21 protein-coding genes are annotated in these 24,415 nt (G+C 38.0%); 2 read left to right on the plus strand and 19 right to left on the minus strand.

Annotated features, from left to right (window positions below; all coding sequences use genetic code 11):
- Window positions 1–136: 136 nt before the first annotated feature.
- From FEZ13_RS16670 to queG, 5 genes are all read right to left on the minus strand, one after another.
- Window positions 137–1,474 (minus strand): DUF2252 domain-containing protein, encoded by a 1,338-nt coding sequence (locus FEZ13_RS16670; RefSeq protein ID WP_342355259.1) that lies wholly within the window; start codon window positions 1,472–1,474, stop codon window positions 137–139.
- 460 nt (window positions 1,475–1,934) lie between these two features.
- Window positions 1,935–2,762 (minus strand): aldo/keto reductase, encoded by an 828-nt coding sequence (locus FEZ13_RS16675; protein WP_146553607.1) that lies wholly within the window; start codon window positions 2,760–2,762, stop codon window positions 1,935–1,937.
- A 545-nt stretch (window positions 2,763–3,307) separates the two neighbouring features.
- A complete protein-coding gene (locus FEZ13_RS16680) occupies window positions 3,308–3,463 on the minus strand; it encodes a hypothetical protein (protein WP_146547489.1) in 156 nt (51 codons plus the stop codon).
- Between the two features lie 738 nt (window positions 3,464–4,201).
- Window positions 4,202–4,675 carry a tRNA (uridine(34)/cytosine(34)/5-carboxymethylaminomethyluridine(34)-2'-O)-methyltransferase TrmL gene (trmL, locus tag FEZ13_RS16685; protein WP_146547488.1) on the minus strand — a complete coding sequence of 158 codons (474 nt, stop codon included), beginning with the start codon at window positions 4,673–4,675 and terminating at the stop codon, window positions 4,202–4,204.
- Window positions 4,676–4,904: 229 nt separating this feature from the next.
- Window positions 4,905–6,041 carry a tRNA epoxyqueuosine(34) reductase QueG gene (gene queG / locus FEZ13_RS16690; protein WP_146553608.1) on the minus strand — a complete coding sequence of 379 codons (1,137 nt, stop codon included), beginning with the start codon at window positions 6,039–6,041 and terminating at the stop codon, window positions 4,905–4,907.
- 60 nt (window positions 6,042–6,101) lie between these two features.
- Between queG and FEZ13_RS16695 the strand changes: the two genes are divergently transcribed.
- On the plus strand, window positions 6,102–6,794 hold the full coding sequence (locus tag FEZ13_RS16695) for a B3/B4 domain-containing protein (protein ID WP_146553609.1): 693 nt from the start codon (window positions 6,102–6,104) through the stop codon (window positions 6,792–6,794).
- 558 nt (window positions 6,795–7,352) lie between these two features.
- On the opposite strand, the gene FEZ13_RS16700 is transcribed toward FEZ13_RS16695, so the two are convergent.
- From FEZ13_RS16700 to FEZ13_RS16765, 14 genes are all read right to left on the minus strand, one after another.
- Window positions 7,353–8,360 carry an ABC transporter ATP-binding protein gene (locus FEZ13_RS16700; protein WP_146553610.1) on the minus strand — a complete coding sequence of 336 codons (1,008 nt, stop codon included), beginning with the start codon at window positions 8,358–8,360 and terminating at the stop codon, window positions 7,353–7,355.
- 18 nt (window positions 8,361–8,378) lie between these two features.
- Window positions 8,379–9,299 carry a C40 family peptidase gene (locus tag FEZ13_RS16705; protein WP_146553611.1) on the minus strand — a complete coding sequence of 307 codons (921 nt, stop codon included), beginning with the start codon at window positions 9,297–9,299 and terminating at the stop codon, window positions 8,379–8,381.
- A 1-nt stretch (window position 9,300) separates the two neighbouring features.
- Window positions 9,301–10,389, minus strand: a complete 1,089-nt coding sequence (locus tag FEZ13_RS16710) for a dipeptide epimerase (RefSeq protein WP_146553612.1) — start codon at window positions 10,387–10,389, stop codon at window positions 9,301–9,303.
- A gap of 19 nt (window positions 10,390–10,408) precedes the next feature.
- Window positions 10,409–11,332: a S66 peptidase family protein gene (locus FEZ13_RS16715; protein WP_146553613.1), complete on the minus strand. Its 924-nt coding sequence runs from the start codon at window positions 11,330–11,332 to the stop codon at window positions 10,409–10,411.
- 559 nt (window positions 11,333–11,891) lie between these two features.
- The gene (locus tag FEZ13_RS16720; protein ID WP_146553614.1) at window positions 11,892–13,517 is read right to left on the minus strand and encodes a peptide ABC transporter substrate-binding protein; all 1,626 of its coding nucleotides are present in this window, start codon (window positions 13,515–13,517) and stop codon (window positions 11,892–11,894) included.
- A gap of 274 nt (window positions 13,518–13,791) precedes the next feature.
- Window positions 13,792–14,841: an ABC transporter ATP-binding protein gene (locus FEZ13_RS16725; protein WP_146553615.1), complete on the minus strand. Its 1,050-nt coding sequence runs from the start codon at window positions 14,839–14,841 to the stop codon at window positions 13,792–13,794.
- 4 nt (window positions 14,842–14,845) lie between these two features.
- Complete coding sequence (locus tag FEZ13_RS16730) at window positions 14,846–15,781, minus strand: ABC transporter permease (RefSeq protein ID WP_146547479.1); 936 nt, start codon at window positions 15,779–15,781, stop codon at window positions 14,846–14,848.
- Window positions 15,778–16,716: an ABC transporter permease gene (locus FEZ13_RS16735; protein ID WP_146547478.1), complete on the minus strand. Its 939-nt coding sequence runs from the start codon at window positions 16,714–16,716 to the stop codon at window positions 15,778–15,780. Before FEZ13_RS16735 ends, FEZ13_RS16730 begins: the two co-directional genes overlap by 4 nt.
- Window positions 16,717–16,742: 26 nt before the next feature.
- Window positions 16,743–17,567, minus strand: coding sequence for a M55 family metallopeptidase (locus FEZ13_RS16740; RefSeq protein ID WP_146553616.1), 825 nt, complete (start codon window positions 17,565–17,567; stop codon window positions 16,743–16,745).
- A 676-nt stretch (window positions 17,568–18,243) separates the two neighbouring features.
- A complete protein-coding gene (locus FEZ13_RS16745) occupies window positions 18,244–19,164 on the minus strand; it encodes a S66 peptidase family protein (protein WP_146553617.1) in 921 nt (306 codons plus the stop codon).
- A 321-nt stretch (window positions 19,165–19,485) separates the two neighbouring features.
- On the minus strand, window positions 19,486–19,737 hold the full coding sequence (locus FEZ13_RS16750; RefSeq protein ID WP_255473232.1) for a hypothetical protein: 252 nt from the start codon (window positions 19,735–19,737) through the stop codon (window positions 19,486–19,488).
- 190 nt (window positions 19,738–19,927) lie between these two features.
- Window positions 19,928–21,121: an acyl-CoA dehydrogenase family protein gene (locus FEZ13_RS16755; RefSeq protein ID WP_146553618.1), complete on the minus strand. Its 1,194-nt coding sequence runs from the start codon at window positions 21,119–21,121 to the stop codon at window positions 19,928–19,930.
- Window positions 21,122–21,133: 12 nt separating this feature from the next.
- Entirely contained in the window at window positions 21,134–22,330 is a 1,197-nt protein-coding gene (locus FEZ13_RS16760; protein WP_146547473.1) for an acyl-CoA dehydrogenase family protein, read from the minus strand.
- A gap of 45 nt (window positions 22,331–22,375) precedes the next feature.
- Window positions 22,376–23,758 carry an LLM class flavin-dependent oxidoreductase gene (locus tag FEZ13_RS16765; protein ID WP_146553619.1) on the minus strand — a complete coding sequence of 461 codons (1,383 nt, stop codon included), beginning with the start codon at window positions 23,756–23,758 and terminating at the stop codon, window positions 22,376–22,378.
- A 163-nt stretch (window positions 23,759–23,921) separates the two neighbouring features.
- Here FEZ13_RS16765 and FEZ13_RS16770 point away from each other — a divergent pair, with 163 nt between their 5' ends.
- Entirely contained in the window at window positions 23,922–24,185 is a 264-nt protein-coding gene (locus tag FEZ13_RS16770) for a hypothetical protein (RefSeq protein WP_146553620.1), read from the plus strand.
- Window positions 24,186–24,415 lie beyond the last annotated feature (230 nt).

Here is a 24,415-nt window from a genome sequence, read left to right on the forward strand (position 1 = left end):
AAACACACGAATGCTAATGAGTTGCATTCGTGTATTTTTAAATTTATAGGTAGGAATATTTGTTTGTCCCTTTTGTGCACAATTCTTTTTAAAATGACTTTCTGATCATCGACCACATATTTTGGTGATGAATTGTTTATTTATCAAAATTTTCTTCTACCCAATTGCAGAATAATGTATAGTCATATTTCACTTGTTCTTTGTAATTCACAGCTACATATGTGATATGGTGGATAAATTGATCGACATCATCACCGATTGCTTTAAGAATTTCGACTTCACTGTGATGTGTTAATAGTGTAGATTCAATGTCTGCATCTGCACGTGCGTGAATTTTTGCAGTAACACGTCCCATTATATTTAATGTTTGGTCGTAATCTTTTAATGTTGTAAAGTTCTCCGCTTTGACTTTCTTTTTATAAGGCGAACGTTCACGAATATAAAAGTGTTTATCATCCATTGTTACATAACCTAAATAAGGATCCTCTAAATGGTGCATTGCTTTTTGAGTTGCTACTACTCGTTCACCCTGGTGTGCATGTTTTTCCCAAAATACTGAACTATATGGTAAAAAGTAGGCAGGAATAGAAGTGCGCACTTCCTTCATTTCCAACACTAAATCATCCGTGCCACCTGCTTCTTGCCCACCTTCTATTAGAATATAATAGCGGCTTAGACCAATGGAAGCTGTGCCTGTACCATATTTTCGTGCAACATCTTTCACTTGATAGTGAGAAGGATCTTGCTTATTCTCTGCATCAATTGTTAAGAAGTATTGCTGCATAACCTCTTTGATTTTCCCTAATTCTTCATCTGTAACAGGTTTGATTTCTTCATCCCAATTAAAAGTACGTTCACCTTTCTCATTGATAGACGTGATATCGGCTAACAAATGATGACGCTGTCTTTTTCCCAACTTATTCAATACTTTTTTTACGGGACCTTTTGTATTCTCCTTTGTGAAGGTAAGCGTTAACGGATCGTCTTTATCTTCCTTGAAACGTTGAAGTTGCTTATAATAGCTGCGTAAATAATGAACAATGCGCTTTTTTTGCTCTTTCTCACCAAGCTCTTCGGCATCCGTATATAAAGCAATGCTGACCGTCATTCGTAAAATATCATATAGATACGAGCCAATATACCCTTCATCAAAATCATTGATATCATATACGATTTTTCCTGCTTCATTTTGGAAACAGCCAAAGTTATCCATATGTAAGTCCCCTTGAATCCAAGCAGGTTTATCGGCTGGTGTATGATAAGGGAATGGAATTTTCGTCACATCATAATAAAATAGATAGGCACTGCCCCGAAAGAAACGAAATGGGCTTTCCATCATTTCATGATATTTAATCTTCCTTTTTTCTTCATCTAGCCCCATACATTCTACATCAAATTCGTTGAATATCGTTTCTAACATGTGCTCACGTAAAGCACTTCTTGTATGCTGTACACGATCTAACAATAGTTCCATTATTACACTCCTTTTTCGTCATTTATTACTTTCATCTTACAACGAAATATCTAGTAATACTACTAATTAATGACAACTACATAAAAAATTCATTTTTCATAGAAGGAAATTTTAGCTATTAGAGTGATCGTAAAATGATAGAGATATAAGATTTCAGGCGTGTTGATTATCCAATTTAATCCATAAAAATAGGGGAATTCATTGATTGCAGCTCCGACTTGCTCGCTTTCTTGCGGGCGAATGCTGAGCCTCATCTATTCGCTTTTCCCGCGGGACATTGAATTGACTTCCTGAATCCACACCGCACGAAGGAAATGCGTGCATTTTCGAGGAGCCGAGCAAGCCTCCACTCCAATCTATATAAATGGTCCTGAAAATACAGAGTTTTTCAAAAACTATGCCAAACAGGTATCCTGATTTTTGTAAAATCAACACGTGTGATAAGATTTATTCGAACTCATTAGTAAGCAAAATGATCTGGGTGTGAGCCGAAGCGTTCATTGCGGTTTAGTGCATCGATAGCTGTCATATCTTCTGCCGTTAGTTCAAAATCAAATATATTGGCGTTTTCTTCAATACGGCTTGGTGTCACTGATTTAGGGATAACTATATGACCACTTTGTAAATGCCAGCGGATGATTGTTTGAGCAACGGATTTACCATATTTTTCACCAATAGCTGCGATTGTTTCGTCTTGTAGTACACGCCCTCTACCAAGTGGTGACCATGCAGTGACAGCAATATCGTTTTCTTCACAAAAATGACGCAATTCTACTTGTGAAAGATATGGATGTAATTCAATTTGATTGACCATCGGCTTAATATTCGCTGTAGCAAAAAGTTTTTCAAGATGATGAATTTCGTGATTTGAGACTCCTGTTGCTTGAATTAATTTTTCATCATACAATCTTTCAATAGCACGATAAGTTTCTGGAAATTTTTCCGGAACAGGCCAATGCGTTAAATACAAATCTACATAGTCTGTATTAAGAGCTGTCAATGTTTTTTCAAATGCTCTTAATGTTTCATCGTATCCTTGATCAGTATTCCAGACTTTCGAGGTAATGAAAACTTCCTCTCTACGTTTTCCAGATGCTCGAAGTGCTTCTCCAACTTGTTGTTCATTTTTATAAAAAGCTGCTGTATCGATTGCGATATACCCAGTCTCCAATGCTTTTATGATAGCATTGAAAGCCTCTTTTGGATCATCCATTTTATAAACTCCTAATCCGAAGCGTGGCATCTCAATACCGTTATGTAATGTTTTTGTTGACGTTATTGTATACATATTATTACCTCCTTTGGGTAATCCTTATTATACAAACATTGTCAAATCATTTCGAGAATAACGACTTTTTCTGAAGGGAATATGACAGTTTAAAAACTCTATGTGCGTATGTTGTTTTTAGCACAAGTTTTCTATTAATGGCGCATTTAATGGGGCATTGTTTCATCACATTGTTTTGATTGAGCCTATTGGTTCGAGGATGAACGATTCTCACTGGGATGAATGGAACCAATTGGTCTTTTATGTGAGAAGGTGTGTACTTTTATAGAATGATCCGCTCATTTTGAAGATTGACTCTTGTTGTGGAAGTTATTCGCTCTTTCCGAAGGTTTATTCGCTACCCCGAGATTTATTTGCTCTCTCAATAAATTTATTCGCTCTCTCAACGGATTTATTCCCTCATTGGGACGATTTATTCGCTCTTTCCGAAGATTTATTCGCTACCCCGAGATTTATTCGCTCTGTTTTAAATAGTATTTGCTATTCCAGCAATTTATGTCCTTATTTTCGGCGTTAGTCGTTAGGTAATAAGTATCCAATTTCTCTTATTCATCATCGAATTGTTCAGGGTCTTGTTCCCTCCCCACTTCTTCTAATTCCGTTTCTTCTCGGCGTTTCTCCATTTGCTTACCAAGCTCTTGCACCTCTTCAAATGACGTTGCCATCGAGCCATTTTCTTGTTGTTTTTTATCTTTGGACATCTTTATGACCACCTTTATCACTCAGTTGACATTAACTATACCCAAGAATAGTAAAAGTATGCGTTTGGAAATAGGGTAGAATAAAACTTCACTCAGTAAGGATTTTCTTTATCCTCACTTTAGGTTAGTTGAACTAATTGGATTTTTACAGGCTGATGTGCCTCTCTTTTGTCTCCTCCTTCTTCTTAATAGTGGCTTAATAGGAAGACTCACTGCCAGTTCATACGAGATAAAGCGAAACTTCTCCCAATAACTTTATCCCGCAGGATGTTAATGACATCGATCTGGCTGTTGTTTCTTTACTTACAGTCTTCTTTTTTGGCATTTTGATATAGAAAACTTACTGTCTTATTGATACAGGATAAATATTGATCGATTTCCGCCATATTTTCATAAAGAAATGGCGTTTCATTTTTTATATAATTAGGCTATACTGAAGAGAGAACTTTTTCATCTATTATTAGGAGGGTACTTCCATGAAATTACTTTTAATCCTTGGAGTTATTCTATCTTTCTTAACTGCAATCTTCACTGCTGGTTATGAAGACAAGCCAGGTTCTGAAAAATAATTTTTCATATAAAAAGAGGACAACTTATAAACATTGTCCTCTTTTTATATTTAGGTCCCATTTTAGATGCTTATTTTACTACAAGGGCTTGTCCCACCCAATAGACACCCTTTTTTACTGAATTCTTGATATGGAAAGCTTACCACCTGTTAATGCGAGACAAAATATACTAAAGTAAATCTCTAAAACCTTGTTGACGTAAAGCTTCGAAAATAACAATGGCCGCCGTATTGGATAAATTCAAAGAACGGACATTATCACTTTGTGGGATACGTAAGCATTGGTCTTGATGATCTTGAATTAATACTTTTGGAATACCCGTCGTTTCTTTTCCAAACATAAAATAGATTTCTTCATCTGGATTACTAAAGTCAAAATCTGAGTAAGTTTTCGTACCAAATGTCTCGATATAGTAAATCGTGCCGTCTGCATTTTTTTCATAAAATTCTTCTACCGAATCGTAATAGGTGATATTGACTTTAGGCCAATAATCTAATCCTGCTCTTTTCAACATTTTATCATCTGTCGAGAATCCTAATGGTCGGATCAAATGTAAATGTGTATTGGTTCCCGCGCAAGTTCTTGCAATATTCCCTGTGTTTGCTGGAATTTCTGGTTGATATAAAACGATGTGTAAAGACACTTCGCGACACTTCCTTTATTTTTCTATTAATAATGATAAAGTGAAACTTCATCAGTGGGGGTTTTCTTCATCCCCCACTGAAGTAGAGGAACTTAAGTGAAGAGCGCCACGTCCTGTGGCAACACCTGAGGGACCAACATCCTGCCCGCCCGAACCAATCGGACTTTTACGGGCAGTTGTTCCCCCATCTATCTTTTTCGTTTCTCTCTATATCTCAAGATGGGGGGTCTTACTGCCCATTAAAGCGGGATAAACCTTTTTGAATTTCTAATCGAACAGAATCTTCTTTTTCACGAAGTAATCCTTCTTGTAATATTTCTTTCACACCTTCGCCACCAATTTTACCAAGTGCCCATGCAGCAGTTCCTCTTATTACAGGGCGCTCATCATTTTGAAAAATTTCTATTAAAGTCGGCACAGCAGCCTCTTCTTTAAAATGCGCCAATGCAATAATTGCATTCCGTTGGATCGGCTTCTTTCCCCGCCAAGAACCCGAAATATGACCGTACGTTTGTTTAAAATCACGATTTGAAATGGTTAATAATGGCTCAAGGAGTGGCTTGGCTACTTCAGGATCAGGCTGAAAGACATCATGCATCCAATTGGTCTTTCCCTTATTTTTTGGACAAACAGTTTGGCATGTATCACAACCATAAATACGATTGCCAATTTTTGTCCGATATTCATCCGGCAAAAATCCCTTTGTCTGTGTTAAATAAGCGACACATTTTTGTGAATTTAGTTGCCCCCCTTGAACAAGTGCACCTGTAGGACAAACATCCAAGCATAGACGACAATCTCCACATTGATCTTCCATCAGATCATCCGATTCAAATGGCAGATCCGTAATCATTTCACCTAGATAAACATAAGAACCATATTCAGGTGTAATGACAGCACAATTTTTCGCACTCCATCCAATGCCAGCCCTTTCAGCAACAGCACGATCTGATAATTCACCGGTATCTACCATGGAACGCAGGCGACATCCTGGAACTTTTTCTTGGAGAAAGATTTCGAGTGATGCTAGTTTTTCACGTAATATAGTATGATAATCCATTCCCCAAGAAGCACGACAAAAGATACCACGTCTTGCGCCTTTCTTTCCCTGTGGTGGATTTTTCATTTTCGATGGGTAGGCAATCGCAATTGCTATAATACTTGCAGCTTCCTCTAGTAAGAGTTTAGGATTTGTCCGCTTTTCTATATCTGATTCTTCAAAACCCGATTGATACCCTAATTCTTGCTGACGACGAAGACAGTTCTTTAATTCACTAAAAGGGGATGCGGAAGTAAAACCAATTTTATCGATACCAATACTATGTGCATAAGTGATTAGCTCCTGCTTTAGCTCAGCCATATTCATTTGGTTTCACTCCCTCTTCTATGATAAACTGGAAAAAATATAATGATTAGGTGATGTACAATGACTAAAATTATAATGGATTCAACATTAACCAATTTAGTACCAACTTTTAAAATCGGCATTATCCATTATACCAAAATTACAGTTGGAGAATCTCCTCAAATGATCAAAGGGAGAACACGATTATATCAAGAAAACCTTTATCTAGAATTACAGCAACAACCTGTCACAGAAAGACCAGGGATTAAGGAATGGCGTACTATTTGGAAAGTCTTAGGAGGGGACCAAAACCGCTATCGACATTCTGCAGAAAGCTTGATGCGAAGAATAGCCAAGCAAAACTATTTGACACCCTTCCACTCTGCAGTCGATTTGAATAATTTCTTCTCATTGCAATATGAAATTCCTATTGGTATTTACGATGCGAATTTAATAGAGGGGGATATTACCATTACACTCGGTCATGAAGAAACAGGCTATGAGGGATTAAACGGTCGCTACAATAAGCTAAAAAATATTGCCTATTCAAAAGATACTAAAGGCGCATTCGGAAGCCCCTTCGTTGATTCGAAACGTACTGCTGTTACAGAAGAAACAACGGATGCGATCCAATTATTTTATCTTCGTCCATCTTTTTCAGAGGAAGAAAGTATAGCACTATTGAATGCTGCCGGAAAAATGTTCTCACAAATTCATGGTGGCGATTATCGTATCGCATTCATCACAAAAGACCATAGTCAAGTAGAAGTATAAAGACCTATTATATTAGAAATAAAATGAATCTTCCATCAGTAGGAGTTTTCCTCATCCCCCACTGAACTAGAGGAACGGAAGTGAAAAGCGACACGTCCTTTGGCAACACCTGAGTGATCAACATCTTGCCCACCCGAACCAATCGTGTACATGCGGCAATTTATCTCCCACCTAATTTCTTTCCTTTTGCTGAATTTTGAGGTGGGGGTCTTACTGCCCGTTTATACTAGATAAAAACGTGAATAATTTTAAACCTCTTATTGTGAAGCAGAACAAGAATGCTATTTTGAATAAAATAAAATTCCCCACAAGTTTTTTTTTCTTTCTCGATTGTTCGCTGATCCAATCATGCTTTTATAAGCGGCTGTTCCACGCTTATCCTCTGTTTTTTCCGTGCAAAAAACTCTTTATGTATAGGTTGGGAACAATCGCTTATGAAAGTTTTATTTTGATATGCTCCCAATTAGTTAGATAGATGCCCCTTCCTGTGATATACCATTGTCGTAGAGGTGCATCTGAAGCCCCAAGAATGGCACTAGGAAACTCTACCTTTTATGATTATACCGTTGTCGTAGAGGCCTCTTTTTCTGCACTTATTATTTGATCATCATATAAATGACAGGCAACAAAATGTCCTTGTCGCTTCTCAAGCCATCTTGGCTCGATATGTGTGCATACTTCTTTTGCCATTGGGCAGCGTGTATGAAAAACACATCCTGAAGGTGGATGGATAGGACTGGGCAACTCGCCTTTTAAAATAATTCTTTTTCTTTGCTCTTCAATATCTGGATCTGGTATAGGAATTGCCGATAATAATGCCTGTGTATATGGATGAAGAGGTTCATGATACAATTGATCAGAAATTGTCAGCTCAACCATTTGCCCAAGATACATGACCCCGATACGATCAGAGATATATTTTACCATCGACAAATCATGAGCGATAAACAAATAGGTCAATCCTTTTTCTTTCTGCAAGCGCTGTAATAACTTGACTACAGAGGCTTGCACAGAAACATCTAATGCTGAAATAGGTTCATCTGCAATGATAAATTCAGGTTCGAGTGCTAAAGCTCTTGCAATCCCGATTCGTTGTCTTTGCCCGCCTGAAAACTCATGAGGATACCGATTGGCATGTTCACTATTTAATCCAACCTCTTCTAATAATTCATAGACACGGTTTCGCAAAGTTTCTTGATTTTGATATAATTTGTGGACTTCCATTGGTTCCGCAACAATTTCAAAAACTGTTGAACGTGGATTAAGGGAAGCATATGGATCTTGGAAAATCATCTGCATACTTTTTAGCATATAATGACGATCCTTCCCTAATTGAGCATGCACATCTTTTCCCTCAAACAGAACTTTTCCATTGGTTCGATTATACAAACCTAAAATCGTACGACCAGCAGTAGATTTTCCACATCCCGATTCACCAACAAGCCCAAATGTTTCCCCTCTATAGATATCAAAGCTGATACCATTGACAGCCTTCAATGTACTTCCTTTGCCTAGATCAAAATGTTTTTTTAGATTTTCTACAGATAGTAATACTTCCCTTTTCATGATAGCACCACCCCCATTTTACTGATATCGATTTACTCCACAAAGTTCTACTTCGAATTGTGTATTTGCTAATGTAATAATTTCTACTGTTTTTCCTGTTTGAGGAGAATGAATCATCTTCCCCTCTCCAAAATAGAATCCAACATGACGAACTGGATCTTTCCCAAAATTATCAGCAAAAAATAGTAAATCTCCTATTCTCCATTCGTCCTGCCTTTCTGGATCTATAGGTTGACCAACATTCTTTTGATCTCCTGCGTCACGGGGAAGGATCCTACCAGATGCCTTTGCCATGTTATATGTAAATCCTGAACAATCATAACCATATGACGACATTCCTCCCCATAAGTAAGGCAAATCGAGAAATGCAGTTCCTTTTACAACAGCTTGCTCCATGGGCGTTGGATTACCAACAGTGCTGCTACGTGTGATAGCTACTCCCTTTTTATTTAAACATGCAGTCCCATGTGGTGTATCAACATGATAAAATTGTGAACATTCATGTTGCAAAGGCAAAATTGTATTAAACGGTAAGACCATTAAAGGCGCCCCATCCTCGCTCCATAACTGAACTTTATCTACTGTAACGATTACATGCTTTTGGTAATTTTCGTGTCTTCTTTTTTTTAATTGTCTTATCGGGACCCATCCTGGATAACCTCTTCGATCCTTTTTAGAAGGTTGATGTATCGCAATAATTTTCGCCCAATCATCGACAATTTCATCCACAATGACCTCCTCCCCATAAAGGAGCTGAGTTTGAATACGATTTGTGGTACATAAATCTAATCGTTCCTTATACGATAAGACCTCTAGCCACTTGATAAGATATACTGGATTTTCAATCGCAAGTCTATCAATTTCTCGGGGAGATGAAGTAGAAGTCCATACAGTCGCGACAGGAACTGCGCAGCACCAAAGGTTATTAGAAATTGTCATATTAAATTCCTCCTTTGTTTACTCGCTCAATCCCTAACCCGGGGGCAGTTCTAAATGTTATTTTTGCCCCTTCATATTGAATCCCACCTTGGATCAAATCCTGTTTCAGCATTAATGGTGCATCAAAATCATAATAGATAATATTGGTTTGACTAGCCGCAAAATGTGCAGCTGCACCAACCCCCAGCTTTGTTTCAATCATACTTCCAGTCATACAATCCATATCATAGCTTGCAGCTAAGGAAGCAATTTTCAATGCCTGATAGATGCCTCCTGCTTTCATCAACTTAATATTGATCAAATCTGCCGCTCGCATCTCGATCACACGTTTCGCATCATGAATGGAAAAGACACTTTCATCTGCCATTATGGGTATCAAAGTGTGTTGGGTTACATACTTTAATCCTTCAATATCATGCGCTAAAACTGGCTGCTCTACAAATTCTATATTGAAGTTCTCCTGTTCCAATTGTGTAATGGCTCTTACTGCTTCTTTGGGTGTCCAACCTTGGTTAGCATCTAATCGTAGTTTTATATCTGGTCCAATCACTTCACGAATCGCTTTTATTCTTTTAATATCATCTACGATTTCACCTGTACCCACTTTCACTTTTAAAATATGAAAACCATTAAGAACATACCCAACAGCGTCATTTGCCATTTCAGTAGGCGCATTTACACTCACCGTATAATCAGTCGTCAACTCTGATTTTGCACCACCTAAATATTGATAAAGCGGTAATCCTGCTTCTTGGGCCAACAAATCATATAATGCCATATCAACGGCTGCCTTCGCACTTGTATTATGAGTCATGGCATGATGTAAGGATTGGAAAAGTGATTCATGAAAGCGTAAATCCTTTCCAATCAATAAAGGTTTAAAAACTTCTTCAATAGCAAATTCGATGCTTGCTAGGGATTCCCCTGTAATCACATGTGTAGGTGGCGCTTCCCCGTAACCTTCTCTGCCATCTTCTAGTTGAATGCGCACATAGATAGCATCTGCGACATTGACCGTCCGTAATGCGGTCTTAAAGGGTTTTTTTAAAGGGATGGCTACTCGAAATGTCTCAACTGTACGAATGATCATATTTCTTCACTCCCTTTTGTTATTGAACCCCCGGCTGTATAGTGATTGTTTTTTCATCTGCATCTAAAAAAGCATTGGCACCTAGTGGAACTGCAAAGTGTGGTTGGCAATGCCCAATCTTCACATTTTTTACAATGGGGATTGAAAGCTTACCCAAGTAATGATCGAATACCTCATCAAGTGTCAAAGATACTTTTCGCTTTGATGGCTTGGCATTACTAAAATCTCCGATAATGATTCCTGCAACCTCATCAAATTTAGCAGCTAGACGCAATTGGTTTAACATACCATCCACACGATAAGGTTCTTCATCCACATCTTCCATGATTAAAATTTTTCCTTTTGTGTTCACTTCAAAACTCGTGCCAATACCACTTGATAATAGGCTAAGATTTCCGCCCGTTAATTCCCCTTGACATTGCCCTGGATGGAACGTTTCAATAGATCCAAATGATGCATTATATTGAAGTACTATCGGTTCAAATAATTGCTCGAACATTTCCGCTGATTTTGTTTGGAAAGTATCTTTTCCCACATCTGAAGCTAGCATTGGTCCATGAAATGTAACAAAATCAGAATACCTTCCTATTGCCGTATGTAAAAATGTAATATCTGAATATCCCCAGAAAATTTTGGGATGATGTGCGATTAGATCAAAGTTTATACGATCCGTATAACGGGCGGCTCCATATCCTCCACAAGCACAAATAATTCCTGCTATATTCGGATCTGCAAACATTTGATGTAAGTCCGCTAATCGCTCATCATCGGTACCCGCTAAATAGCCATTCATTAGATTTACAGATTCTCCTAATTTATAATTTAAACCTAGATCTTCTAAAAAAATGAGTGACCTCTCCAGACTTTTTTGGTTAGGGGGACTTGAAGGAGCGATGATACCAATTGTATCGCCTCGTTTCAATCTTTTCGGTTGACGTTTCAAATAAATCACTCCTCGAGAATAAACAATACAGTGTAACTTCACACAGGGGGTTACTTCATCTTAACTGGATATTCCTTGAAGGAATCAAGATTTTACTGACAGTTGGTCCCACACTCGTTCTCTTACTTTTACTTGAATCTTAGAGTGAGGGACTTACCGCCTGTTCATGAAGGTTCGACTACCTAAACCATCCATATCTTCTTACATAGTTCATCATTTCGCTTACAGGAATCACACAAACCATAATTTTTCTAGTTTTATAGTTTCAAGTTAGAAATACTTGTTCAATAGCGATATTGATAAAAGATTATAGATGTGTTGATGATCTAAATAATTCATGAAAATAGATGGAGCTAATCTATCTTTGCTACGGATTGCTCGAATTTTCTTTGGAAAACAAGCAACGCAACAGCATCAAGAAAACGAGTCGGCGGGATCTTACGCGCCAAATTCCTTTTGGAAGACAAGCAACCCTCGCTTCAATCCATATCTCTCTGCGATTTTTCATTATTTCGCCTCATAATTATCCTGCTTTTTCTAGTCAGCACACCTGATAAAATCACTTTTTATCTGCCCATTTAAGTTCCAAGTAACCCACTGGATGGCGAACGATGCCTGATACAGATGGTTTTTCTAAAGTAAGTTGATTGTAGAAGTACAATGGAATAACTGGCGCCTCATCAATTAAAATTTTCTCTGCATCTTGAAGCAATTTCCAACGTTTATCATTATCTGTCTCTTTTTTAGAATCAGCTATTAACTGATCGAACTCTTTGTTTGACCAATTGGTTCTATTCATAGAGGAATCTGTTACGAAGCTTTCGATTGCATTGACAGGATCTGCATAGTCAAATAAGAAAGAAGAACGAGATAACTGATGCTTCAATTCTTTCTGTTCTGTCATAAATACACCAGATTCGACGTTTTTTAGTTTAATATTGACGCCCAGATTTTCTTTGAACTGACTTTGAAGTGCGACAGCTATTTTTTGATTATCAGGGCTTGTAGAATAAGTTAATGTTACTGCTGGAAGCTTGGTCCAACCTTCTTCTTTCAACCCTTCCACAAGCAACTTTTTCGCTTCGCTTTTATTGAATATGATTAGATCTCCTGCCACTTCACGGAAGTCCTCACCTTTGGCATTGGTTAATCCGTAACTTACAAAACCATGTGCAGCTTTTTGACCTTGTCTTGTGACATAATCGACAATATTTTGTTGATCTACAGCTAACGCAAATGCTTTACGAATTTTCTCATTTGTAAATGGCTTTTTATCTACATTGAATCGATAAAATGCAATACCCGCTTGATCTTCATTTTTTAGTTCTGGGTTATCTTTTAAATCTTGGGCAAGTTCTGATGGAACAGTAGCAATGTCCAATTCATCATTTTGATACATTTGATATTCTGTATTTGTATCATTGACCATAGCCCATTCTATTTTATCAAGTTTTACTGTATCCTTATCCCAATACTGATCGTTCTTTTCAAATACCATTTTTGAATCATGCTGCCATGTTTTTAAGTTAAAAGGTCCATTTCCAACAAATGAATCCGCTTCTGCAAACCATTTGGGATTTTCAACTGCCACTTTTTCATTTATCGGGAAGAAGCTTGGATTTGAAATAATGTTTAAGAATGCTTCAGTTGGAGATTTTAATGTGACAACAAAGGTTCGATCATCCTTTGCCTTAATAGCAATATCCTCCGGTTTTCCTTTCCCAGTGTTATAGTTTTCTGCCCCATCGATCACATAAGCTAAAAATGCTGCTGGGGAAGCTGTTTTAGGATCTAGCATATGTCTCCATCCATATACAAAATCGCCTGCTGTTACTTTATCTCCATTTGACCATTTTGCATGATCACGTAGTGTAAAGGTGTACGTTAAACCATCCTCCGATACATCAATCTTCTCAGCTGTCGCTGGTTCTGGCACATTCTTGTCATTTAATCGTACAAGACCCTCCATCAAATTATTGAGAGGTGCCCATGATACCGCATCAAATGCAACAGATGGATCGAATGAGTTTGGTTCGACCGCATTATTTAAATGCAATACTTTTTCTCCCTTTTTTGTATCATCACTTGTTGTATTTTCTTTCCCTGCATCCTTATTTGCTGTACAGGCCGCTAGTAAAAGCATCAGCAATGAAAGAAATACTAGTGAAAGCCATTTTTTCTTCATACATTTTCCCCTCTTTCCCCTTTTTATCTTGCATGAATGAGCAGTAAGCAACATGCGCTTGGGCTTATTCACTGCGGCTCTCTCCTTTTTATTCCACACTGATGAGCAGTAAGCTCCCCACTTTTTGAGACCCAAACCAACCAACAGCAGATAATATGTGGGAACATCAACTGCCCGTAAAAATCCGATTGTTTCAACGAATACCTAGGATAAGAAAACCTACACTGAGTAAAGCTTTATTTTATATTTATGTGAAGCATTCTATGCTCATCACCTAATCATTGAATAATCCCTTTGCTCTTTCATCTTGCAGCCAGCAGTCCGTATAATGACTAGTCGTTAAATAGGTTGTCCCTGGTTGCACATAGTCACATACCTCCATCACATAAGGACATCTTGCTGCAAATGCACATCCCCTTGGTGGTGCAAATAAATCTGGAGGAGTACCCTCGATCGATTCTAATTCTTCCTCCGCTAGATCCAGCCGTGGAACAGAATTCAACAATCCTTTTGTATAAGGATGTGTTGGTGTATAGAAAATTTCGCGTTTCGTACCGATTTCAATTATCTTACCTGCGTACATCACAGCGATACGATCTGCAATTTTCGCAACGACGCCCAAATCATGCGTGATTAAAATAATAGAAACGCCCGTCTTTATTTGAATCTCTTCAAACAATTCCAATATCTGCGCTTGAATCGTTACATCTAAAGCAGTTGTTGGTTCATCCGCAATTAATAGTATTGGATCACAAATAAGGGCAATAGCAATCACAATTCGTTGCCTCATCCCACCGGAAAATTGATGAGGATACTGTTTTAGTCGTTCTCTCGGATTTGAAATACCAACAAGATTCAACATCTCAATAGCTTTTTTATTAGCTTCCGCTTTACTGATTGATCTATGTGTTCTAAGACCGTCTGTCAATTGCTCTCCAATAGTTAAAGTAGGGTTTAGTGCTGTCATAGGATCTTGGAATATCATCGAAATGTCTACACCTTGAATTTTTCGTGCAGCCTTTTTATCTAGTTTGGTTAAATCTTTTCCTTTGAAAAAAATCCGACCATTTGAAATTTTACCCGGAGGCTGTGAGATTAACCCCATAATGGCATTTGACGTAACACTCTTGCCACATCCTGATTCCCCAACAATTGCTAATGTCTCTCCTTCGTGTAAATCAAATGTTACCCCTCGAACAGCATGAACTTCACCTCCATAAGTTTGGAAAGTTACATGCAAATCCTGTACTTCTAAAATCTTCTTTCCAATTACTATGGAGAGATTTTGATGCTGTTCATCATTCTGCTGTACTTGTATGGTCATATTCCTACCCCCTAAGTTTTGGATCAAGTGCATCTTGCAGACCATCACCTAAAACATTGAATGCGAACATCGTCATAGCTATAAATAATGCTGGGAAGAACAATCTCCACCAATACCCCGATAAAATAACAGGCAATGCATCATTTGCCATCACACCCCAACTAGCAAATGGTGCTTGAATCCCTAAACCTAAAAAGCTAAGAAAGGCTTCTGCAAAAATAGCACTTGGTACTGTTAAAGTCATTTGAACGATGATCGGTCCCATCGTATTCGGTAATAAATTCTTCCGGATAATTCTTAAAGTACCAGCCCCAAATGATTTTGACGCCGTCACAAACTCATAATTTTTGATTTGTAATACTTGACCTCGTACGATCCGTGCCATACCAACCCAACCAGTTATGGTTAAAGCAATGATGATTGTCGTTAAGCTTGGCTCCATCACAACTAAAAGGAGAATAACAACCAACAAATGTGGTAAACCATATAAAATCTCAATAATACGCATCATCACTAAATCTACTTTTCCGCCTTTATAGCCGCTAATGCCGCCATAAATAATTCCAATCGTGACATCGATTAAAGCCGCCATTAGCCCAACAAATAAGGAAATACGCGCTCCATACCATGTTCTTGTAAATACATCTCTTCCCATTTCATCTGTGCCAAACCAATGTTGCATAGATGGCGCTTTGTTTTGATTTGGTAAATCTGTGGCTGTTACTGAATGAGATGAAAACATCGGGATCAAAATAGCAGCTAGCCCTAAGAAAATTAAAAAATATAACCCAAACATGGCTAATTTGTTTTGCTTTAAACGTCTCCATGCATCTGCCCAATAAGAAAGGGACGGTCGTACAACAACCTCCGCCTTTCCCGTACTTTTTGCTCTTGGTTGAAACCATTCATCTTTTACTTCAATTTCACGAAAATCCGTCATGATGGATCACCTTCTTTTTGATGCAATTTGATACGCGGATCTAAAACACCGTATACGATATCTACCAGAAATAACATGAACACTAAAAAAGCACTGTAAAATACGGTAGTTCCCATAATAACAGGATAGTCACGATTATTAATGCTCTCAACGAAGTATTTCCCCATCCCCGGAATGGCGAAGATCTTCTCAATTACAAAAGTACCTGTTAAGATACCCGCTAGCATGGTTCCCATAATTGTCACAACCGGCATCATCGCGTTCCGCAATGCATATCGAACGATGATTTTCCAAGGTGTCAATCCCTTGGCTTTAGCCATCTTTATATAGTCCTGCGTCAACACTTCTAGCATACTAGCTCGTGTTAATCTTGCTATCACCGCCATTGGACCTGTCGCTAATGCAAGTGTTGGCAGTACCATATGCATTGGACTTTGCCACGTTGCTGCCGGAAACCAACCAAGTTCACCTGCAAAAATACGTATAAGCAAAGTTGCCAATATAAAGTTTGGTAAAGAGATTCCGATCACCGCAAAAGTCATCGCCAAATAATCAATGACACCATTATGTCTCAATGCTGCTAACGTGCCTAAAACCACTCCCGAAATAACAGCGACCAAAATGGTAACCATGCCGAGCTCAAATGATATTGGAAACCCTCTACCAATTAGGCTATTAACTGATTCGTTTGGTTTTTTGATCGAAGGACCAAAATCAAATGTTACAATCGATTTTAAATAACTAATATATTGGGAGGACAATGGTTGATCCAACTTATAAAATTTTTCTAAGTTTGCTTGAATAGTTGGATTTGTTGTACGATCGCTATCTAATGGTGATCCAGGAATCGCATGCATTAAAAAGAATGTTAAAGTCGCGATAATCAGGACTGTTCCAATCATCATAAAAAAGCGTTTGATGACATAATTGACCATACAGGTTCCCCCTCTCTTAGATATCTTTAACAATAGCGTGTTTGGAATGCTAATTCGGCCATAACGAGCATTGCTCGATAAGCCTCCAGAATATCCTTTGCTTTAAATTCTATGATTGTCGTTCCTTCTATAATTCTAGTCCCTGGCATCAAGGCAGCCCATTCAGCCTGCCCATAGTTTGTAAATTCAATTTTCAAAATGGGATTATCAGGTGGGATTAATGGTTGAATCTGATCCTTTTTCGCAATCGCTTCTGCTACTTTTGCAGTAACTAATGCTCTTGCCTTTTTCGGATGGAGTGTTTTAACACAGGAACGAGAAATTGTTTCTTTCACTGGAGCCGTAACAACGCCTGGGATAAGGGCTTCTATTTCTCTACATGCGCAGTCATCACCTGCTAAAAAAATAACAGGTACCCCATGATAACCTGCTACATATGCATTAAAGCCAATTTCTCCGATTTCAACATCGTTTATGAAAATCGTTCGGAAGCTAAACGTCATCGAATGACTCATTACTCCTGGCATTCCAGCTCTTGCATGATACCCCGCAAACAACACACCATCAAAAGTTGGGTCAACATTATGTACCATCGAAAATGGCTTGAAGTCACCAGAAATCAATGTCGCATCTTCATGCAATTCTTCCACTAGTAAATTATTCATCTTAGAATGACTATCATTTACTAGCACTTCAGAGGCACCGTGTTGAAAGGCAGACTCAATAATCGCATTCGCCTCTTGTGTCATGATTTTTCTTGAATTTTCATAATTGTGCTCTGAAGATGTAACAAATGTATAATCCGATAAGCCTGTGATCCCCTCCATATCTACTGAAAGAAAATATTTCATCCTCTCTCCTCCCTCATTACCGTTTCATTATTGATTAATCATTACGAATATTCTGAATTTTTAATCGAAATGGTAATAATGTGGCAAAAACTAACATTAACTTATTTTAGCATAAAAATAATTAATTTCCAATAAATATTTTTTAAATAAAAAATGGTGTCTTTTTCAAAACATGTGCTTGATAAAATGAATATGAAGATTTAATAAAAATAGGATTTAATAGTAGTTTTAACTTTGCTTAGATAGATCTTCGCTGTGACTTGCTCGAGTCCTCAAAAATGAATGCACATTTCCTTCATGCGGTGTAGATTCAAGAAATAAATTCAATGTCCCACGGAAAAGCGAACAGTTGAGACCCCTCATGAACAACTAAGGAACGGAATTGTAATGCGCCAATTCCTATTGGTAACGACTCGTGATCAACGTCCTGTTACCCCAAGGAGGCTCAAGCCGTGCCCGCAGGAAAGCGAGCCGTAGCGGAAATCAACAGGCTCTCTCATTTTTATGTCAAGATCAGATTTTGGTGTAGAGCCCCAAAATGTAAAATGTTTTTGATAATAAAACATATGCTCCAATGGAAAGGATTTATTTCTTTTTTGATCACCTGATCCATAAAAAAACAGCCCAAAAGAGTGGATTCCTCTTTTCGACTGCTTAGATTCTATTTTTTAAAATTTTATTCTACACCAGGTAATATTGCTAAATCTTTGTTCACCGCATCTAGAATAACATCGACTCCCAATGGAATTCCCACATTGGGCTCACAATGTCCGATTTTAAACCCACTTACAACAGGAATATTCAAATCTTTGAAATAAAATTCAAATAATTCTTCTAAGTGAGGAGAATCTTCATATTCTCGTGGATGAATCTCTGCAAAATCACCCATCACAATTCCCTTTACTTGTTCGAATTTGCGCGCTTGTTTTAGTTGGTTGAGTATGGCATCAATTTGTGCCGGTTCTAATCCGATATCTTCCATAAGTAGAATTTTCCCTGCTGTATTAATCTCAAATTTCGTTCCTAAACTATTGGCGATCAAAGTCAAGTTCCCACCAGTTATTTCACCACGAGCCACTCCACTGCAAATCGTCGTCAATGGTGAAATACTTTCATCATAGTGAATTTCTGCTGGTTGAAATAACTGCTCAAACATATGCTTTGTACGTTCTGTTACATCATCACGTCCGATGCTTGACAAGGTAGGTCCATGAAATGTAACGATATCTGCATACATCCCAATAGCCGTATGCAAAAATGTAATATCAGAAAAGCCCCAGAAAATCTTTGGATTCTCCTCTATCGATAAATAATCAATTTGATCCGCTATTCTCGCTGCCCCAAATCCAGCACTCGCACAGAAAATGGCTTTAATATTTGGATCTTCAATCATTTCTTGCAAATCTTCAGCACGTTCCTTGTCTGTTCCCGCAAGATAATGATTATGTAGCTGTACTGTATTTCCTAACACATAATGTAAACCTAATTGTTCTAAAAAAGCGAGTGATTGTGTTAGCCTTTCTATATTAGGAGGACTTGATGGTGCAATGATCCCTACTGTATCCCCTTTGTGCAATCTTGGTGGGCGTTTTTTCATATGCATATCTCCTATATCAATTTATATATCCACCCTTTACTTTACCAAATACTCTATTAAAAAAGCGAGTGGAGCAATCGATTTTATGCTAAATGAAAAATCATTTTAATGCTAATTTAACGGATGTTTCTATTCGTTCCTTAAAAATACCTTCAGCATACACATATGTAAATTACATGATAGAAATGACTTATCCAATAAACCACTCACTTTATAAAAAAACAAAGGCCCCTGACAATTTGCTAGAGTCCTTAAATGTAGTTTGAGTTGGTCAGAAGAATAATAATTCTCAAAAATTTATGTGACCAATTCTAATATGTCTTAAAATTTTGCTTTTGAATCCTTCAATCGAATATTACTTTTAAGTATAGGTATTTCTATACTTTGTTCTATATTATAGGCAATCCATTTTTGCTTTTCACGCTCTACAGCTCTATTTTGCCATTCAAACCACCCACACTCAGAACAATGACTTTCTACATAACTGTTACCATGAGTATCTCGATGATGATAGATGGTATGTGTTTTACAATTGTAGCAATAGATGATTTTATGATCACTCTGCATATACATAAGCACCCTCCTGTATTCATAACCTACTAAAACCAGAATTTACAATTTGCCCTGGCTTTATACAGGAGGTTTTTCATTAAAAAATAAGGCTCCACACCAAAATCTGTTCTTGACATAAAAATGAGAGAGCCTGTTGATTTCCGCTACGGCTTACTTGCTTTCCCGCGGGCAAAAAGTGCTTATCAATTTTTTACTTTCCTTTTTCCCACAATTCAATAGGTAAACCGACTAAGCCTTTTCCAATTTGATCTAGAGCTATATTGTTAGATGGCGCCATTGGTATGCCGCCTCTTGCATCACGATATAATTTTTCAAAAATACTAACATGATAGCCATAGCCTCCTGCAACATCCATAGCTGTTCGTGCAGCAAAGTCAGCTAATTCTGTTACTTGTACTTTCAGCTCGTTGATTTCATGTGTAGCTTCCGTCAATGGCTTACCGGCTTCTTTTAACTCATCTAAATGACGAGCAATATCGAGCAACCATGCACGTGAAGACTTAATACGTATGACCACTTCTGCAAGCTTTACACGTAAAATCTGATGATCGGCTAAACTATTATGAAAACCTTTATTTTCTGTTTTCTTGACATGATCAATCGCTGCATCCAATGCGGCCTGTGCAACACCCAACCATACTGCATTTAGACCGATGATTGCTGCCGAATTTTGATAGATATCCTCAGGTGTAGCATCTAGTAAATCACGTTTATGAACACGAATATTTTCGAATACTAATGGTCCACTTTGATTTCCTCTAACACCTAGTGCTTTCCATGGCTTCGCTATAATCCCTTCTTGCTGCCCAGCAACGATAAAGTAACTTTGTGCACTTGGCTCTGTCGTATTGGCTGTACCTGTTTGAGCGACATAGAAATCCGCCTCTCCTCCACTTGTTGTAAAGGATTTTTCAAAATTCAAAATGTATTCATCGCCATCTTGAATCGCACGGCTTAAATTGTACCAAACATGACCTCCCGTCGCCTTTTCGCTAATTGCAAAAGTGGTAATTTTCCCTTCATCACGTACGGGTAAAAGCCAACGTTTCTTTTGATCCTCCGTACCATAAATATAAATTTTTTCTGATGCCGCAATATGCATCGCATAAACAAGGCCTGTCGATGCATCTGCTTTTGCTATTTCTTCTGTTACGATGACAAATCCCGTATAGCCTAAATCTAAACCTTTTAAGCTTTCATCAAATAAAATAGAGTTCCATCCAGCTTTTCCTAATGCATTTATACTCTCTCTTGGAAAAAATCCATCTACGTCATTGATCTTCACATTCGGTTTAACATTAGCATCTACAAAAGCAGTAATCTCCTCACGCAATTTTTGTAAATATTGACGGTCATATATATTTTTTTCAGTAGCAATTGCCATTTTCCATTCCTCCTAGAAGTAAACTTCATTGATTGGTAAATCTCGATCATTTAATACATAGTCACCTATCAGACGCTCTTTATATACATTCGGGTTGTGTGACGCGATTGTTCGAATATTCCGCCAATGACGGTCATAATGATTCTCTTCACGGACTGCAGACGAGCCGCCAACTTCAAATAATAAGCTTGCTGATTGTAAGGCCAGTTCATCCACGATAATCTTTGCCTCCGCTGCCTCCAAGGCTGCTTGATGAGAATCCTCTACCTGCACCTCGCCATTTTGCACATGATCTACCGCTCTCTGTAGAGCATGTGAAGCCTTTAGTACAATTGCTTTTGCAGCATATGCATTACTTACAAGCTTACCGATTACTTGCTGAAGCTGTGGATCCTCCCGAGGTACATCCGCGACTGCAAATGTAAAAGTACGTTTTCTTGATAAAATAATTTTCTTTGCATCTTGCACGATCTCTTGAGTAATTCCTGCAATAACAGCCTGTAAGAATAATTGTGCATATGAATTGAATGGTGTCTTTGCCTCCATTAATTCAAATTCGCCTTCTGTAACACGAACATTTCTAAAATGTGTCGTCCCACTCCCTGTTGAACGTTGACCAAAGCCATCCCAATCATCAACAATTTCAACACCTTCTCGATCTGCTGGTACAATTACCGCTACTACCTTATGATTCTGATCTGCTGCTGTTACAAAAATATAATCTGAATATAACGTACCTGTGCTATAGTATTTAGAACCATTGAGTACATAATCCTTACCATCTGGAAGAAGTGTCGTATTAAACTCCAATTTTCCAACATTGTTCTTTGAAATTTCTGTATAGGCATTGCCTAAAATCACACCTTCAGCAATCCTTTCAAGCCACACTGTCCGTTCAGGGCTTTCAACATCCATTAAATACGTTTCCACTTGTGAGAAATGCGACCGTAAAATATGTGCCACATCTGGATCTGCCGCAGCAAGTTCAATCAAGGCTTCAAATAATTCTGGTATGGTAGCCCCGCCACCACCTTGTTCGACTGGTAATCTTAAAGCACCCAATCTTGTTTGTTTGATCAATTGGATCGCATAAAACGGATGCTCTAATACCGGAAGTTTTCTTCTTCTATTTGCATCCTCCCGAATAGCTGAAAGCAGCTCTTCAAATTCAGGCGTACCAAATTGAATGGCTTTTGTCTTCACCGTCATGTAAAACCTCCTAATTTCATTTAATTACTTGGTATTTAATGAAAATTATTTTATACTTTCCGGAATACGTTTATATTTATGTCCAATATGATCTGGACGCAAATAAGATGATTCACCAAAAAGCTTTTCACGCAATGTCCCCTCATCGTATTCCTTTTTAAAAATGCCCCGTTTTTGCAATTCAGGAATGACGAATTCTACGATGTCTTCAAAAGTGCCTGGAGTAATGGCATATGCAAGATTAAAACCATCTATATCGGTATCATCAATCCATTCCTCAAATTCATCTGCTATTTTCTCAGGTGTTCCTACAAATACAGGTCCCAAACCTCCAATGCCTGCAAAGTTAGCAAGCTCTCTCGGTGTCCATTTTTTATTTGGGCTTGCTTTTGTCAAACTTTCTAGCATCGACTGAATAGCATTCGTTTCAATATACTTTAGTTCTTCATCTGGATCAAATTGTGAAAAATCAATACCTGACCATCCGCTTAATAATGTTAGAGCTCCCTCATAACTAATATACTGAGCTAAATCATCATATTTCTCCTGTGCTTTTTCCTCAGTTTCCGCTACAATAACCGTCGCAAGCGCTAATACCTTTAATGATTCAGGATCACGTCCATGTTTTTTGGCTTCTTCTCTTAAGGTTTTGACATACTTTAAAGTCGCTTCTTTCCCTGGTGCTGAGATAAAGGTAAGTTCTGCGTGCTTTGAAGCAAATTGGATACCACGTGGAGAGCCTCCTGCTTGATAAAGTACTGGTGTACGCTGTGGTGAAGGTTCACATAGATGAATACCAGGGACATCAAAGTATTTTCCATGGTGTGCAATGTCATGAACTTTTGCTGGTTCTGTAAACACACCTTTGTTTGCATCTTTTACTACTGCGCCATCTTCCCAGCTATTTTCCCATAGTTTATAGCAAACTTCTAAATATTCATCTGCAATATCATAGCGTTTTGTATGTTCAAACTTATCGCCGATTTCTATATTCTTTGTGCCACTTTCCAAATAGGATGTGACGATATTCCATGCTATACGGCCTTTTGTTAGATGATCCAGTGTCGATATTCGACGTGCGAATGTATAAGGGTGTTCAAATGTAGTGGATGCCGTCAAACCAAATCCAAGATGCTCCGTTACATAAGCCATCGCAGATATAAGCATCGCAGGATCATTCACTGGTACCTGCGTTCCTTCACGAACCGTTGCTTCCCGACTATTTTGATATACATCATAAAGCCCGATCACATCTGCTATGAATAAGCCATCAATTTTTCCCTTTTCCAATAGCTTAGCAAGATTTACCCAATATTCGATTGTGTTATACGTACTTGACCGATCCTTTGGATGACGCCAAAGCCCAGGTGATTGATGACCGACACAGTTCATATCAAATGCATTTAGATAGATTCGCTTTTTGCTCATAAGATTCCCTCCATAAATAGTATTTCATGTAATAGTTTTGAGCGTTTATTCGATTTTAACTATACAATTCCTATCTGTCAACTATATTTTAAAATTTAAAACTATTTACATATAGCACAAAAAGCATACCTAAATACTATGATATGAATGTCTTTGTAGGAAGATGCCAAAATTTGTTGAATTAAAAATTTTATTATTAGGTGTGTTGATTATCCGATTTCTCCCACAAGATATGATGTATTCGCTGATTTCCGCTATGGCTCGCTCTCTTTCCTGCGGGCGTGGCTTAAGCCTCCTTTGGACAACAGGTCATTTTCTTTCTTGGGATTTATTTGCTCTCTCCAGAGATTTATTCGCTCTCTCGGAGTTTATTCGCTCTCTCTGGGGATTTATTTGCCCTCTCGGAGACTTTATTCGCTCTCTCTAGGGATTTATTCGCTCTCTCGGAGGATTTATTTGCTCTCTCGGAGACTTTATTCGCTCTCTCCAGGGATTTATTCGCTCTCTCGGAGATTTTATTTGCTCTCTCGGAGTTTATTCGCTCTCTCCACGGGACATTGGATTGTCTTCACCAAATATGAACTGCACGAAAGAAACGAGCTAGCCGTGGCGAAGATCTGCATTCTACATAAATGGAGCTAAAAATACCTGTTTTTT

Source organism: Rummeliibacillus sp. SL167, from assembly GCF_007896505.1.
In the GTDB taxonomy this organism is placed as follows: domain Bacteria; phylum Bacillota; class Bacilli; order Bacillales_A; family Planococcaceae; genus Rummeliibacillus; species Rummeliibacillus suwonensis.

Coding starts and splice junctions, on each gene's coding strand:
- FEZ13_RS16670 (WP_342355259.1), bottom strand. CDS start 1,474: ATGGAACTATTGTTAGATCGTGTACAGCATACAAGAAGTGCTTTACGT.
- FEZ13_RS16675 (WP_146553607.1), bottom strand. CDS start 2,762: ATGTATACAATAACGTCAACAAAAACATTACATAACGGTATTGAGATG.
- FEZ13_RS16680 (WP_146547489.1), bottom strand. CDS start 3,463: ATGTCCAAAGATAAAAAACAACAAGAAAATGGCTCGATGGCAACGTCA.
- queG (WP_146553608.1), bottom strand. CDS start 6,041: ATGAATATGGCTGAGCTAAAGCAGGAGCTAATCACTTATGCACATAGT.
- FEZ13_RS16695 (WP_146553609.1), top strand. CDS start 6,102: ATGACTAAAATTATAATGGATTCAACATTAACCAATTTAGTACCAACT.
- FEZ13_RS16700 (WP_146553610.1), bottom strand. CDS start 8,360: ATGAAAAGGGAAGTATTACTATCTGTAGAAAATCTAAAAAAACATTTT.
- FEZ13_RS16705 (WP_146553611.1), bottom strand. CDS start 9,299: ATGACAATTTCTAATAACCTTTGGTGCTGCGCAGTTCCTGTCGCGACT.
- FEZ13_RS16710 (WP_146553612.1), bottom strand. CDS start 10,389: ATGATCATTCGTACAGTTGAGACATTTCGAGTAGCCATCCCTTTAAAA.
- FEZ13_RS16720 (WP_146553614.1), bottom strand. CDS start 13,517: ATGAAGAAAAAATGGCTTTCACTAGTATTTCTTTCATTGCTGATGCTT.
- FEZ13_RS16725 (WP_146553615.1), bottom strand. CDS start 14,841: ATGACCATACAAGTACAGCAGAATGATGAACAGCATCAAAATCTCTCC.
- FEZ13_RS16730 (WP_146547479.1), bottom strand. CDS start 15,781: ATGACGGATTTTCGTGAAATTGAAGTAAAAGATGAATGGTTTCAACCA.
- FEZ13_RS16735 (WP_146547478.1), bottom strand. CDS start 16,716: ATGGTCAATTATGTCATCAAACGCTTTTTTATGATGATTGGAACAGTC.
- FEZ13_RS16740 (WP_146553616.1), bottom strand. CDS start 17,567: ATGAAATATTTTCTTTCAGTAGATATGGAGGGGATCACAGGCTTATCG.
- FEZ13_RS16745 (WP_146553617.1), bottom strand. CDS start 19,164: ATGAAAAAACGCCCACCAAGATTGCACAAAGGGGATACAGTAGGGATC.
- FEZ13_RS16750 (WP_255473232.1), bottom strand. CDS start 19,737: ATGTATATGCAGAGTGATCATAAAATCATCTATTGCTACAATTGTAAA.
- FEZ13_RS16755 (WP_146553618.1), bottom strand. CDS start 21,121: ATGGCAATTGCTACTGAAAAAAATATATATGACCGTCAATATTTACAA.
- FEZ13_RS16760 (WP_146547473.1), bottom strand. CDS start 22,330: ATGACGGTGAAGACAAAAGCCATTCAATTTGGTACGCCTGAATTTGAA.
- FEZ13_RS16765 (WP_146553619.1), bottom strand. CDS start 23,758: ATGAGCAAAAAGCGAATCTATCTAAATGCATTTGATATGAACTGTGTC.
- FEZ13_RS16770 (WP_146553620.1), top strand. CDS start 23,922: ATGCCAAAATTTGTTGAATTAAAAATTTTATTATTAGGTGTGTTGATT.